The 14,050-nt window shown below is 53.5% G+C and carries 11 protein-coding genes; 7 read left to right on the forward strand and 4 right to left on the reverse strand.

Features of this window, described 5'->3' with window-relative positions; all coding sequences use genetic code 11:
• Positions 1 to 91 precede the first annotated feature (91 nt).
• From DVH26_RS07425 to DVH26_RS07445, 5 genes are all read left to right on the forward strand, one after another.
• Positions 92 to 1,009, forward strand: a complete 918-nt coding sequence (locus DVH26_RS07425) for a fumarylacetoacetate hydrolase family protein (RefSeq protein ID WP_239632788.1) — start codon at positions 92 to 94, stop codon at positions 1,007 to 1,009.
• A gap of 192 nt (positions 1,010 to 1,201) precedes the next feature.
• Complete coding sequence (locus tag DVH26_RS07430; RefSeq protein WP_239632789.1) at positions 1,202 to 1,522, forward strand: UxaA family hydrolase; 321 nt, start codon at positions 1,202 to 1,204, stop codon at positions 1,520 to 1,522.
• 26 nt (positions 1,523 to 1,548) lie between these two features.
• On the forward strand, positions 1,549 to 2,709 hold the full coding sequence (locus DVH26_RS07435; protein ID WP_239632791.1) for a UxaA family hydrolase: 1,161 nt from the start codon (positions 1,549 to 1,551) through the stop codon (positions 2,707 to 2,709).
• 48 nt (positions 2,710 to 2,757) lie between these two features.
• On the forward strand, positions 2,758 to 3,552 hold the full coding sequence (locus tag DVH26_RS07440) for an SDR family NAD(P)-dependent oxidoreductase (RefSeq protein ID WP_239632793.1): 795 nt from the start codon (positions 2,758 to 2,760) through the stop codon (positions 3,550 to 3,552).
• Between the two features lie 223 nt (positions 3,553 to 3,775).
• Positions 3,776 to 4,369 carry a hypothetical protein gene (locus tag DVH26_RS07445; protein WP_239632795.1) on the forward strand — a complete coding sequence of 198 codons (594 nt, stop codon included), beginning with the start codon at positions 3,776 to 3,778 and terminating at the stop codon, positions 4,367 to 4,369.
• 28 nt (positions 4,370 to 4,397) lie between these two features.
• Here the strand turns inward: DVH26_RS07445 and DVH26_RS07450 are convergent, their stop codons facing one another.
• Positions 4,398 to 5,258, reverse strand: coding sequence for a hypothetical protein (locus tag DVH26_RS07450; protein WP_239632798.1), 861 nt, complete (start codon positions 5,256 to 5,258; stop codon positions 4,398 to 4,400).
• Positions 5,259 to 5,395: 137 nt separating this feature from the next.
• Between DVH26_RS07450 and DVH26_RS07455 the strand changes: the two genes are divergently transcribed.
• Both DVH26_RS07455 and DVH26_RS07460 read left to right on the forward strand, forming a co-directional pair.
• The gene (locus DVH26_RS07455) at positions 5,396 to 6,454 is read left to right on the forward strand and encodes a LacI family DNA-binding transcriptional regulator (protein WP_239632800.1); all 1,059 of its coding nucleotides are present in this window, start codon (positions 5,396 to 5,398) and stop codon (positions 6,452 to 6,454) included.
• A gap of 62 nt (positions 6,455 to 6,516) precedes the next feature.
• Positions 6,517 to 9,699, forward strand: coding sequence for an alpha-mannosidase (locus tag DVH26_RS07460; RefSeq protein WP_239632802.1), 3,183 nt, complete (start codon positions 6,517 to 6,519; stop codon positions 9,697 to 9,699).
• Positions 9,700 to 9,802: 103 nt separating this feature from the next.
• On the opposite strand, the gene DVH26_RS07465 is transcribed toward DVH26_RS07460, so the two are convergent.
• From DVH26_RS07465 to DVH26_RS07475, 3 genes are read right to left on the reverse strand one after another with little or no spacing between them, the layout of a single operon-like run.
• Positions 9,803 to 12,109, reverse strand: coding sequence for a hypothetical protein (locus DVH26_RS07465; protein WP_239632804.1), 2,307 nt, complete (start codon positions 12,107 to 12,109; stop codon positions 9,803 to 9,805).
• 28 nt (positions 12,110 to 12,137) lie between these two features.
• The gene (locus DVH26_RS07470; protein WP_239632806.1) at positions 12,138 to 13,319 is read right to left on the reverse strand and encodes an ABC transporter permease; all 1,182 of its coding nucleotides are present in this window, start codon (positions 13,317 to 13,319) and stop codon (positions 12,138 to 12,140) included.
• Positions 13,316 to 14,050: an ABC transporter ATP-binding protein gene (locus DVH26_RS07475; RefSeq protein ID WP_275590458.1), complete on the reverse strand. Its 735-nt coding sequence runs from the start codon at positions 14,048 to 14,050 to the stop codon at positions 13,316 to 13,318. The genes DVH26_RS07470 and DVH26_RS07475 overlap by 4 nt, the downstream gene beginning before the upstream one ends.

Consider the following 14,050-nt stretch of genomic DNA (forward strand, 5'->3'; position numbering starts at 1 on the left):
AAAAGAAGACTTTCGATTAGGGCCGGTTAACGTCCGCCGGTCTTAGCAATCCGCAATAAAATCCAACAATTTTAATTGGAGGTATGAACTCATGAAGCTTCTTACTTTTATCGAAAACGGCCAGCAAAAGCTTGGCGTAAAAACCGAACAAGGCGTAGTACATATTGCCGCTGCGCTGCAGGCTGTTCCTGCTGCTGCCGGTCAATCCGTGCCGCAAAATGTACATGAGGTGATCGAAGGCGGAGCAGCATCCGTAGCCGCGCTTCAAGCTTATGTCGACCAGGCGATTGCTGCTGCGGGCGGCGCATCCGGATACATTTTGAACGAATCCGATCTGAATCTCGGACCTGCCGTTACCCACCCTAACAAAATCATTTGCGTGGGGCTGAACTACCGCAAGCATGCGGAAGAAACGAACGCTCCGATTCCGCAATATCCGATTCTTTTCAACAAATTCAACAATACGCTGACGGGCCACCGTGCGGACGTTCCTTTGCCGGTGAAAGTATCGAGCAAGGTCGATTACGAAGCGGAGCTTGTTATCGTTATCGGTAAAACCGCGAAATACGTTTCCAAGGAGAATGCTTTGGATCACGTATTCGGCTATTGCAACGTGAATGACTTGTCCGCACGCGATCTGCAGATGCGCACGCAGCAATGGCTGCTCGGCAAGAGCTGCGACGGCTTCAGCCCGCTCGGACCTTACCTGGTTACAGCTGATGAAGTCGGCAACCCGAACGATTTGTCCATCCGCTGCATCGTGAACGGAGAAGTACGCCAAAACTCCAACACGGCGGACATGATTTTCCATTGCGACGAGATCGTAAGCTACATTTCCCAGCACATGACGCTGGTTCCTGGCGACATTATTTTGACAGGTACACCGGAAGGCGTTGTGCTCGGTTTGCCTGAGGACAAGCAAGTGTATTTGAAGGACGGCGACGTTGTAACGATCGAGATCGAGAAGCTGGGCTCCTTGACGAACAAAATGGTAGCGGAGCAGGCTTAACCGGAAGCCGGAAGCTGGACCACGCTCGTTAAGATATTGGAACCGACCGGTACCGGGTTAGAGGGGAGAAGGCGTACAAGCTTGTGGCTTACAAAAAGCCGCTCCCCAGCCGGCCGGAGGATGAGGTTCAATGGAACGTTTTATACAGCAAGTGAGCTTCGCTCATGCATTACTTTTAGGAGGTCTAGGAGAATGGCAGCACATCAAATCGAAGCAGGTGCCGACGCATTGGTTATGGATGCCCGGGATCATGTAGCAACGGCAATCAAGGATTTACAGCAAGGTCAGAAAATTACGTATCGCGTTCAAGATCAGGTTCAGGAAGTCGAGCTGCTCGACAATGTTCCATTCGGCCATAAAATCGCGATTGTAACCGTTCCGGAAGGTACGGATATTCGCAAATACGGTGAAGTTATCGGACGTACAACATCCGAGATCAAAGCAGGCCAGCATGTGCACGTTCACAATGTAGAAGGCATCCGCGGCCGCGGCGATCAAGCGGTAAAAGCATAAGCGTCAACTTAAGGGAGGATATAATCATGGATCACATGATGGGATATAGAAGACCGAACGGCGATGTTGGAATCCGCAATCATTTGCTCATTATTCCAACCGTTATTTGCGCCAACCAGGTGTGCAGCCGTATTAACCAAATGGTGCCGGACACGGTGGCCATCCCGCATCAGCACGGATGCAGCCAGATCGGCGCGGATAAAGAGCGTACGTTCGAAGTTTTGGCAGGTACGGGTAAAAACCCTAACGTAGGCGGAGTTATTATTATCAGCTTGGGCTGCGAGGTTATCGACCCTAACGAATTGGCCGACGCTATTCGCCCTACAGGCAAGCCGGTCGAAGTATTCGACATTCAATCGGTCGGCGGTTCCGTAAAAGCGATTCAATACGGTGCCGAGCTGGCTAGAAAAATGCGCGCCGAACTCGATGCCATGACACCAGAGCCGATTCCTTTCAACGAGCTGATCATCGGTGTAAAATGCGGCGGTTCCGACGCGACGTCCGGCTTGGCTTCCAACCCGGCTCTCGGTGCGGCTGCCGATACGCTCATTCAACAAGGCGGCGGCGTCGTTATCGGCGAAACTACGGAAATTATCGGGGCCGAGCATGTATTGGCATCCCGCTGCGCAACGCCTGAAACGGAAAAGCAGCTGTACCATATCGTTGACCGCTTCGAGAAAGAGGTTGAACGGATGGGCGCCGACATGCGTGGAGGAAACCCTAGCCCGGGCAACATCGCAGGCGGCTTGACGACGATCGAGGAGAAATCGCTTGGCTGTATCAGCAAATGCGGTAACGCTCCGATCCAAGGCATCGTCGAGTATGCGGAGCAGCTGCCTAAGCACGGCTTGTACTTCATGGACTCCCCTGGTAACGACATTGAATGCGTATCCGGTATGGCAGCAGGCGGTGCTCATCTCGTATGCTTCACAACCGGCCGCGGTACGCCTACGGGCTCCGCAGTTATTCCGGTTATCAAAATTACCGGCAACAAACGGATGTTCGAGCGCATGAGCGACAATATGGACGTGGATGTCAGCGACATGCTCGAAGGTACTTTGAGCCTCGAAGACGCGGGCGACAAAATTTGGCAGGAAATTCAAGAAGTTGCAAACGGCAAGCTGACCAAAGCGGAAGTGCTGGGACATACCGAATTCAGTATTAACCGGATCGGACCGAGCCTGTAAGACAAATATCGTAAGCGCAAGCGTTTATAGCAGCAGGAGGATTCACAGATGGCTAGACTACAAGGCAAGGTTGCCCTGGTAACAGGCGCAAGCCGCGGGATCGGAGAAGCAATTGCGATTCGTCTTGCGGAAGAAGGCGCTCATGTAGCGGTAAATTACACTTCCGACCGTTCCAAGGAGCTGGCGGAGAAGGTGAAGGAGCAGGTCGAAGCTCTGGGCTGCAAAGCGATCACCGTTCAAGCCGACGTTGGAAACAAAGCGCAAGTGGAAGCAATGTTCAAGCAAGTCGAGGAGCAGCTCGGGGACGTGGAAATTTTGGTCAACAATGCTGGAATTGCTCCGTTCGAGCCATTTATGAAAGTGACGGAAGAAACATGGGACCGAACTTTCAATACGAACGTGAAGTCGATTTTCGTCGCCTCCCAGCTGGCTGCGATGAAAATGATTCCGAAGCGTTACGGTAAAATCATCAACGTATTGTCAACGGCAAGTCTTGTCGTTACCAGTCCGGTCATTCCGCACTATCAATCGTCCAAAGCGGCAGCCAACATGCTGACCAAAGGGATGGCCATCGAGCTTGGCAAATATAACATCAACGTCAACGCGGTAGGGCCAAGCACAGTGGATACCGACATGTGCACGGACTTCCTGGCCGATCCGGGCATTCGCGCCAAGGAGATCGAAGCGAATCCGATGAAACGCCTTGGCACAGCCCGCCAAATCGGCGACGCGGTGGTCTTTCTGGCTTCCGACGAAGCTATGCAGATCAACGGTCATTTGCTGATGGTAGACGGCGGCCTGACAGTCAAAGCGGCGCAGCCGGAAGATCATATGGAGCATTAATAGTAAGGATGCTTACTAAAAAACAATAGCAAGTCCTTCGATTGTCGAAGGGCTTGTTTTTATTTCCCAATATACGGTTAATAGGTTTGACAACGAATCGACACAATCGACATGGTTCGACTTATTTGGACATAAAATCTAATAGTCTCCTAATATTTGCCTCAAACTTTCTAAAAGTTTATCTCCTATAGTAGAACTATGATCAGCAAACGAGGTGATTTTTATGAAAGACATTCAATTATTGCACAAAGGCAAAGTATACCACGGGCAAGTAGGCTATGATCAGCCGGAACTGATGGAAGTAACCGTAATGGAGGAGCCTCATCTTCCGGACGGTGATTCGGTTTTGTGCTTTGATTTTAAACGGCGCCAAACGATGCGAGTTTTGCATAACTTCCAATCGAAGGTAATACTTGCTCCTTCGGATTCGGAGCTATTCCATATAAAGGCAAGCTCAGGCAGCAAGGCGGAGGAATGGCTTGTCGAGGAGAGTGCTACGTTCACGAATTTTAAGCTCAACACCTATGGAACGATTACGGACGATTTTAAAATTTCCGCCGTACGGATTTCCGATGTCAGCCGGTTTGGTATTGGGTTTGAGGTGAATGATTTTTCCATTAAAATGCACCACGTTTATAACAGCATGATCATTTGCGACGAAGAATGCATTTATCCCAAGCTTATTGTGCGCTATGCCCACATTCTAGAGAAGACAATCCGCTACGGTGCGGAAATTCACAGCATTTCGTCCGGAGATCTTAACAAATTACGCTACTACGTAGCCATGCAGCAGTTCAAGCATACGATGCTGGTGTAAATAGATGATGCCAAAACCCAGGCAGCCTTTACGAAGGCGCCTGGGTTTTTTCTTGGGAGGAATTCGTAATATCCGCCTTCATCAGCGTCCATTGATGGTACCGCCACTTCCACAAGGAGACGGCGCTTGCGACGGTATCGTCCGGAGAGATGCCTCCGATGCTTTGGATGCCGTGCAGCTCGAAGGCTCCATCGTTATCAACGTCCATGGGCATAAGCTCGCTATATGATCCTGCGACAATGCTTTTAGGCTTTAGCAGCCTGCCGTTCCGGTAAAAGCCCGCTGCATTGTAACGAGCCTTGTGCTGCTGAATATCGAGCATATACGATTGCATCGTATCTCTGATCGTCAGCTGCAATTTGTACGTATCCTTGAGCGAGCCGGTGACGTTCAATGGAGATGGGAGCGGCAGACGAACCGGTAACCCGCTGCTTAAGGAATATAGTGAGACAGACGCAGCTGTCCGATCCATGCTCACTGTGCTCACAAAGAGGTCGTTCACTTTGTCGGCATTGAAATCTGCGAGCAGAAACCGCGGATCATAGCCTCCTTCCGTCATGATGGAGGTGAGGGCGGATTCAGATTCGGCACCACCGCGCAATATCCGGATTGTCAGACGATGATAATAACGGCTGTCAGCATCATGCCTGGATCCGATCAATGTGATCGTATCGGCAAGTCCGTCTCCCGTTACGTCGTTCTGCTCCGTTTGCAAAACGGTCGTACTGCCTCCGGAGGCGGATAACGGCTCTATTCCCGTCATGCGGAGATCAGCGGGCGGCGGAAAGGCTCCAGCTATCGGCAGGGAAACAGCGCACATTCCTGAACCGGCCAAAAGAAGCAGGCTGATAACCTGCAGAAGTCCTGCAGCCGTCTTGAAACGTTGCAATTGAGAGCAGCTCCTTCAAATGATGTTAAGATCTCCTCTCTAGTATGGATAATGTTGCTAACAATATTAGCATCCCGCAAAGTTATTATTGCATCTGCTTATAACACGTGTTATGTTGTTCCTAGAGGTGGATGGATATGGCAAAAAGAGTAACCAGCTTCGACGTCGCCAAGCTCGCCGGAGTATCGCGAAGCGTCGTTTCTGCGGTACTGAACGGAACGCCGGGTATCGGGGTTAGCGAGGAGAAGCGGCAGGCGGTATTGGATGCGATCCGGGAATTAAATTACCAGGTCGACGCGCAGGCTCGGGGAATGAAGACCGGCCGCAGCTACTGTCTCGCGGCTTATGGGAATGTGACGAATCCGATGTTTTTGCAGGTGCTGGAAGGAATGCAGGCGGCGTGCGCCGCACATGGCTATCACGTGCTGCTGTACCCGTCAGGGACCGCGCCCGGGCAGCGGATCGAAGGGATGCTGGACTTGTTTTTGCAGCGTCGTATTGATGGGATTGTGGCGCTGGATCGGCCCCATTTGGTCAATGAGGAATGGGTGAAGGCCGTGCGGGAATATCGGCTGCCTTATATCTCCGTAGAAGGGTATCCCGACGAGACGGACATTCCTTCGGTACTGATGGATTACGAAGAAAGCGTCCGTCGCGCGCTGGATTATATGTGGAGCCGGACCGGGCTTGCCCCCGTCTATTTGGAGCTCCATCACGGGACGCCGCTCGGCTATGGCGATCGCCAAAGAAGACAAGCTTACGTGGCGTGGATGACATCGCACGGGCTGCAGCCTCAAGTACTTTCCGAAATCGACGGCTCCTGGAACGAGCGGGCGGACTTTTGGCGGCAATGGGTCAAGGAACGACGGCTCGGCTCTGCAGCTGTATTGACGAACTGGTCGCGTGGTGCGGTATATGTAAGCCGTGCCGCTCAGCTGGAGGGCATCGGGGTAGGACGTCAGCTGCATGTCATGGCTTGCGACAATACGGAGAGGATCAACCAGCATATGTTTCCGGCAATCACGTCGATGGAGGTTCCTTACCGCGAGATGGGGGAGCTGGCGGCGGCCCGGCTGCTGGAATCTATCGACGGACGAAGGCCGGTGCAGGACAAGAACGGAATTTGGGTTACCGCCCAATTCGCAGAAAGAGAAAGCGTCGGGAGTAATTCGGACAGTTCGGAAGCAAACGTTTAAGAGGAAAATAATAATTTTTTTTCAGTGATTATAACACGTGTTATAAAAGGGGGATTGCGACGATGTTATTTACGTTGGAGAAGCTGGCCGCACGTTTGCAGGAGCTGGCGGAGTTTAGATATAGGGATAAAGTGCGGATTCCCGTGTTTGAAAGCTTGGAGGATCCCACAGGGACGGTTGGAGAACAGCCTGTGATGCCTTTGTCATTGAATGAAGCAGCGGGAACGATGCGCCTTGGGGACCGCTGGGAAGGAAGCGACCGCTATGTATGGCTCGCGGCTGAAGCGGCGGTTCCTGTGGAATGGAGCGGCCGCCAGCCCGTAGGCCGGTTTGACTTCGGGAAGACCGGAGGGGGCAACAATTCCGGCTTCGAATCCTTGTTGTACGTCGACGGCAAGCCGTACCAAGGTGTAGATACGAACCATCAGGAAGTGTTTCTTGATAAGGGAATCATCGGGAGAACCGTCCAGCTATGCTTCCGGCTATGGTCCGGCATGGGCGGGTATCGATCGGGCGCGGTGCAGGAGCACCAGCTGAAGCGGGCGGAGCTGTGCTGGCTGGACGCGGATGCTGACGATTTGTACTATACAGCCCGTGCCGCTTTGGACATCGTTCAACTGCTGAATGAGCACGCAGCCGAACGCGCGATGCTGCTGTCTGCCGTTAACGAAGCGTTCCTGCTGATCGATTGGTCCGCACCGGGATCGGAGCCGTTCTATGCATCGTTAGCGTCCGCTTCCGCTTTCCTGCGTGCCTCCGTTGCGGTACTGCCGAAGTATCATCCGGTAACGGTCCGCTGCATCGGGCACACGCATATTGACGTAGCCTGGCTCTGGAGGCTCAAGCATACGAGGGAAAAAGCGGCCCGCTCCTTTTCGACCGTGCTGCGCTTGATGGAGCGGTTTCCGGATTATATCTTTTTGCAGACAATGCCGCAGCTATACGACTATATCAAAACGGACTATCCCCAAATCTATGAGCAGATTAAGAAACGTGTACAGGAAGGCCGCTGGGAAGCGGGCGGCGGGATGTGGCTCGAGGCGGACTGCAACTTGACCTCGGGAGAGTCGCTTGTACGGCAGCTCTTGTACGGCACCCGTTTTTTGCGGGCGGAATTCGGTGTGGAATGCACCTACTTATGGCTGCCGGACGTCTTCGGCTACAGCTGGGCGCTACCGCAAATTTTGCGCAAGTCGGGCATCGATACGTTCATGACGACCAAAATAAGCTGGAATCAGTACAACCGGATGCCTCATGACACGTTCCGTTGGAGAGGCATTGACGGCACGGAGATTTTGACGCATTTTATTACAACGCCCGATACGGCAGGGGGATGGCTGTACACTTATAACGGCGACGTATCCGCCCGATCGGTGGCAGGCATTTGGGAGTCGTATCGCGACAAGTCGTTGAATCGCGAGCTTCTCCTGTCCTACGGGTATGGCGACGGCGGAGGCGGCGTCAATCGTGACATGCTGGAGCTGCGCAGAAGGCTGAACGAGCTGCCGGGCGTCCCTCATGTAACGACAGGACGTGTCGACGACTATTTTGTCCAGCTGCAGCAGACGGTGGCCGAATCCAAGGAATATGTGCATACATGGGACGGGGAGCTGTATTTGGAGCTTCACAGAGGCACTTACACGAGCCAAGCTTACAATAAACGAATGAACCGCAAGCTGGAGCTGCTTGCCCGTGAAGCGGAATGGATGGGAGTGTGGGGCGGCATTCAGCGGGCGGACTGGTCTGTCGTTGCCAATATGGAGCTGGAGGAATCCTGGAAAATCATCCTGCGCAACCAGTTCCATGATATTATTCCCGGCTCCTCGATTCACCAAGTGTATGAGGATTCAAGACTCGAATATGAGGAAGCGGAACGGTTATTGCAAAGAGCATGGCATCAGGCTGAAAAAGCGTTGACCGGGGCACCGGCGGCGGAGCCGGAGCCGGGAGTATACACGGTCTGGAACAGCGCAGGCTGGCAGCGGGACAGTCTCGTATATGTGAGCGATATGGATCTGCCCGGAAACGTGCAGCAAGGAAGCTGGGAAGACGGGGACGGTCAAGCGATTGCGAGTCAACGCGATGGTTCCGGTTCCGGATGGTGGGTTCGGGCAGCCGGCGTGCCTTCCTTGGGGAATGCGGCTATCCGGTTCGTGAGTCAAGGCGATGCCCATGCCGTGCCGGAGCCAGTTAGATCGTTCCGGAAGCTGGATAACGGCAGCGGGATCGAAACGCCGTATTACAAGCTGCACTGGAACGGGGACGGGCAGCTGACGTCGATTTGGGATGTGTCGGCGGGGCGCGAAGTGTTGGCGGAGGGAGCTTGCGGCAACATGTTGCAGGTGTTCGAAGATAAGCCGAAAGGCCGTCACGAGGCTTGGGATATCGATATTTTTTATCAGGAGAAAATGGAGGAAATCCGTGAGCTGCGATCGGTTGAGGTGGTAGAAACCGGTGCGATTCGCGCCGTAGTGCGGTTTGTATGGGGATATAAAGCATCCCAGGTGCGGCAGGACATGATCGTGTACGCAAACTCCCGGCGCATTGACTTTCATACGACCGTAGATTGGCACGAGCAGCGCAAGCTGCTGAAAGCCGCGTTCCCGGTAGAGGTACGTTCAACGGAAGCAACCTACGATATTCAATTCGGCAATGTGAAACGGCCTACTCACTGGAATACGAGCTGGGATTACGCGCGCTTCGAGGTTGTCGGTCATCAGTGGGCCGACTTGTCGGAGCGCGGATACGGAGTCAGTCTGATGAACGATTGCAAGTACGGCTATGACATCAAGGACAACCAAATGCGCCTGACGCTGCTGAAATCGGCCATGGTGCCCGATCCGCAGGCGGATCAAGGGCTTCACGAGTTTACATACTCGCTGCTTCCGCACACAGGGGATTGGCTTGATGGGGGTACGGTGCAGGAGGCATGGGACTTAAATGCCCCGTTAAACGTCAGTATCGGAAGCACGGAAGCGCTCGATTCATTATTCCGGATCGAAGGCGGCTATGTGCAAGTTGACGCGGTGAAGAAGGCGGAGGATGAGGAGCGGATTGTGCTCCGGTTCCACGAATACGGCGGGCAGCGGGGAACAGTCGAGCTGACTAGCGCCTATCCGATTGTGAGCTGGGAGGAGTGCGATCTGATGGAGCGTCCGATAACGGAGCCGTCCGGTGAGCCGACCATCAAGCTCCATATCAAGCCGTACGAAATTAAAACGGTTTTGATCGACTTGAAGCCTTAAAACCTTACCTAATAAAAGAACCACCTTCCGAGGAAAGGCGCTACTGCCATAAAAGCAGTGCGCTGTTCCTTGATAAGGTGGTTTTTTCGTTTTGCATAGTAAATTAACTAGGTTTATCCGTCAATTGCTTCACCAGTCGTTTGGCAGGCCCATTCGCTGTCTCGATGGTTTCGTATACGTTGATCACCATGTTGTTATCGAACTGCTCGGTCTTGATATCCGAGAAAGTAACCTTTTGGCTGCCGGTAATAAGCTTGCTCGTTCCGGTGAAGGTCATGGACTGGGATCCGAGCACACGTCCTAGCGAATCTACCAGCTCGAACTCCATTTTCGAGAAGTTTTGGTCCACGACGACCGTCTCTTTGCGGTTCACTTCCAGATCCAGGTTCAGCTCATAGACATAGCCGGATTTGTACATTGTCGCTATGCTGAAGGCATGGAACGTAACTTCGAACGGATAGAAGCTGATCACTTTATCGGACGATTCATTCTGCACGGCAACCTGGTACGATCCGATCGTCAGTTTGTTCGGCGCCGCCGACTTCGGATCGATAACGTTCAGAGCGAGGTTGGCTCCGGTTTCGTTCGTAGGCAGCAAATAAGAATAGCTTACGATGTAGCTGGTATTCGGCATAATCGTCGTTGCGGTGGACGTTTGCTTGACTCCCGCAAAGGACTGCCCGCTGCTGTTCACCAGCTCGGTGCCGATATTCGGCATGGCGAGCGTTCCGGAACCGCGGTTCGTAATTTTATATTTGCCGATGGCCGTTTTATATCCGAGATCCTCGTTTTCGTGCATATGCAGCTCGACCAACGAGATTTCCAGATTCTTGTCAATCAAGCCGTTAGACGATAGCGTAAAAGGGGAACCCAGAGTATAAGGGCTTGCCTGCTGAGAGGCGCTGACGGATTGCTGAATGCCCTTCAGCTCCACCATCATGACCGGATAGCTGCTTACGCTAACGGTACTGCTTGTCTTATTGGTGCTGGTAGTATTGCTGCTCCCCGTCGTGCTGCTGTTAGCGGATGTATTGGAGCCGCTCGTATTGCTGGAAGAGCCCGATGCTCCGGATGCATTACTGTTGGAGCTGTTGGAGCTATTCGAGTTGCTCGAGCTACCGGAATTGTTGGAATTGCTTGAACCGGAGCTGGAGCCTGAGCTGGATCCCGAGCCGGATGAACCGCTCGCTTCCATCAGCGCAAGCTTCACCGAGTTCGGATCGATTCCTTCCGGAATGACGACGGAATACGTATAGGCAGCGGTCTGGCCGGGAGAGATGTAGCCGCTTGCGACGGACAAATCCTGCACAGCCGCTCCCAGGCTTTCGTCGCCTATTTGATACGCCGCATCCAGATCAGGAATAGCTAAGATCGCCGAGCCGTCATTACGAACATTGACGGTAGTCTGGATCATCGTGCCGTCCGTTTGCTTGACGGCAATCGCTTTGGCTGCATTGAGCTTCAGCCCGTTGTCCGTGCCGTACATCGAATACGGCTGCTCCGAGCCGAGCGGTACAGCCGCCGTCATTCCGGACAAAGGCACGCTGCCCAGCACACGTTCTTCAGCGCTGTTGGAATAGTAGGCTTCGAGAGTCATAGACTCCGATTCAGCATTGCTCGGAACCGCCGTACGGATCTTCAGCTTCGTCAGCTTATTCGGCAGCAGCGTCTCCTGGGAGCCGCTCACCAAGGCTCCGCTATAGGTCATCGAATCCGTACCCTTCAGGCGGAATAACAGGCTGGAAGGAATCTGGAAATTCGATGAGCCCGTATTTCTTACGTATAAATCCGTATATAGATAGGTCGTGCCGTTCTGCGTCACTTTGTAGCTTTGGCCGAGACGCATGGCGACGAAAGCGTCCTGACTGTAATCCGAATCCACGTCCTTCATGGAGAGAAGCATCAGCTTGGAAGGGTCAAGCCCTCCGGATACGGCGGTGGAAACCGGCAGGTCCCCGATCGTTTGCATAAAGGAAGGGGCGCCTGAGTCCCATGAGAATAGGCGGACCTTCAGGTCCGATGCCGACAGGCCGGCAGCCGTCTGCGCGATGAAGCTGAAGGACTGGTCTTTCCCCGCATCGACGCGTGCGCTTTGCTTGCTTGTTAATTTGGCCGGGAAGCTGTTTCCTTGCCCGTCCACAACTTGTACGCCATAGCCGTTGAAGTCAACGGAGCCGCTGCTGCCGTTATGCATTTTCAGCGTAAACTGCAGGGCGGAGGAAGCCGATCCTGCGGTAAACACAGCGTTGTCGAGCGTAAAGTAAGTATCGGCGGCTACGAAGATGCCAGGCTGTCCGGCGGATGCGAGCGGCGCATGAACGAGAAGCGTGGTGCATACGGCGAGCGTTGCGAGCAGCGACGCCTTTTTTGTTTTTCTATTGTTGTGTTTCGATAATTTCCACGAGTTCAAAAAGGATCTCCTCCTATTTCGTTGTTGGTTAATCGGTGCGAAGAGCGTCGATAGGCCGGAGCTTGGAAGCTTTGTTAGCCGGATACAGGCCGAAGATCATGCCGACGCCGACGGAGAATAAAAACGAGTACACGCCTACTTCCAGCGACAGGACGGTCGGCTGCTTCGGATTGAAGTAAGGCCATGCCAGCGCCAAGCCGCATCCGAGCAAAAGGCCAATGATTCCGCCAAGACCGCTAATGACGGTGGCTTCAATAAGGAACTGCATGAGAATGTTCCTCCGTTTGGCTCCGATCGATTTGCGTATGCCGATTTCTCTCGTTCTTTCGCTGACCGTGACGAGCATGATGTTCATGATCCCGATGCCCCCGACTAGCAAGGAGATGCAGGCAACGCTAATCAGCTGGTTCGTCAGAGAGCTGGAAGCCTCGACTCTTGCTTTCATCAGCTCATCCTGGTTTGAAATCGTAAAGCCGGATTCGCTCTTGAATTTGTAGGTCAAATATTGCTTCATCGTCGCCTGAGCCTGGGACAGCTGTTCCTTCGTCGGCGCCTCCATATAGGTGGTGCGGATGTTGCCGAGCTTGAACGCTCTGCGAGCGGTCTCGAGCGGTACAAAGACCGAGTTGTCGAGAGAGATGCCTCCGCCCAGATTGGAGCCTTTCTCCTTGATGACGCCGATGATGGTAAATACGACGCCGTCGATATTAATGTCTTCGCCGATCGGATCGAGCGAGCCGAAATAGTCTGTCGCGACCGTGCTGCCAAGGACGGCTACGGGATTGCGGAATTCCATATCCGGATCGGATATGAAGCGGCCGGCATTCATCTCGCCCTTCATTAGCGGCAAATAATTCGCGTTCGTGCCGACGACGGTATATTTCTCCTGGCGCCGGTCGTATTTGATATTGGAGCCGCTCTTGACCATCGTCGGAGCGATTGTCTCTATCTCGGGGAGCAGCTCCAGCTCCATCAATTCTTTATAGTCGAGCTGGGTGGCACGGCCATTGCCCAGCGTGTTGACGACGAGCAGGTTCGTACCGAGACTCTCGTACTGCTTCTCGATCTGGGCGGATGTGCCCTGACCGATAGCGACCAGCGTGACGACCGAGCTGACGCCGATGATGACGCCGAGCATGGTAAGCATCGTACGCATCGGATTGTTGACGACGGTACGCATCGCCATGAGTAACAGTTCATACAGCTTCATACGGTCACCTCGGCTGGCTGCAGCTTCGGCGGTTCCTGGAGCAGAGGTCGCAGCCTCTCGTCTTTGACGATGATGCCGTCACGAACCGAAATGACACGGCGGGCATTTTCCGCAATGTGATTGTCATGGGTAATCAGCACGATGGTGTTCCCTTGATCGTTCAGCTTGATCATGAGCTCTAGCACTTCATTGCCCGTTCTCGAATCGAGCGCTCCGGTCGGCTCATCGGCGAGAAGCAGCGACGGGGAGAGCGATAGAGCTCTTGCGATGGCGACCCGCTGCTGCTGACCGCCTGACAGCTCGCTCGGCTTGTGATGCCCGCGCTGGCCCATACCGAGCAGCTCCAGCATTTCCTGTGCTTTTTCTCTGCGCGCTTTTTTGCTGACGCCGGCATAAATCATTGGCAGCTCGACGTTTTCCAGCGCGTTTAATCTTGGAAGCAGGTTGAACTGCTGAAATATAAATCCGATCTTTTTATTGCGAAATTCAGCCAACTGGTTGTCGCTCATTTTCTCGGTAGCTACTCCATCCAGCAAATAGGTGCCGGACGTGGGAACGTCCAGCAGGCCGATGGTATTCATCAGGGTCGATTTGCCCGAGCCGCTCGGCCCGACGATAGCGACAAAATCGCCGGTGGTCACGGTCAGCGAAATATCGTTCAAAATACGCAGCTTCTCTACCCCTCGCTCGTATTCTTTGCAAATTTGTTGTAAGTCGATGATGGGTTTCAT

This window comes from Paenibacillus sp. H1-7, assembly GCF_022354825.1.
Lineage (GTDB): Bacteria > Bacillota > Bacilli > Paenibacillales > NBRC-103111 > Paenibacillus_S.

Excerpts from the sequence above, each read along its gene's own strand:
- DVH26_RS07425 (WP_239632788.1), top strand. The coding sequence starts at position 92 with ATGAAGCTTCTTACTTTTATCGAAAACGGCCAGCAAAAGCTTGGCGTA.
- DVH26_RS07430 (WP_239632789.1), top strand. The coding sequence starts at position 1,202 with ATGGCAGCACATCAAATCGAAGCAGGTGCCGACGCATTGGTTATGGAT.
- DVH26_RS07435 (WP_239632791.1), top strand. The coding sequence starts at position 1,549 with ATGGATCACATGATGGGATATAGAAGACCGAACGGCGATGTTGGAATC.
- DVH26_RS07440 (WP_239632793.1), top strand. The coding sequence starts at position 2,758 with ATGGCTAGACTACAAGGCAAGGTTGCCCTGGTAACAGGCGCAAGCCGC.
- DVH26_RS07445 (WP_239632795.1), top strand. The coding sequence starts at position 3,776 with ATGAAAGACATTCAATTATTGCACAAAGGCAAAGTATACCACGGGCAA.
- DVH26_RS07455 (WP_239632800.1), top strand. The coding sequence starts at position 5,396 with ATGGCAAAAAGAGTAACCAGCTTCGACGTCGCCAAGCTCGCCGGAGTA.
- DVH26_RS07460 (WP_239632802.1), top strand. The coding sequence starts at position 6,517 with ATGTTATTTACGTTGGAGAAGCTGGCCGCACGTTTGCAGGAGCTGGCG.
- DVH26_RS07470 (WP_239632806.1), bottom strand. The coding sequence starts at position 13,319 with ATGAAGCTGTATGAACTGTTACTCATGGCGATGCGTACCGTCGTCAAC.
- DVH26_RS07475 (WP_275590458.1), bottom strand. The coding sequence starts at position 14,050 with ATGAAACCCATCATCGACTTACAACAAATTTGCAAAGAATACGAGCGA.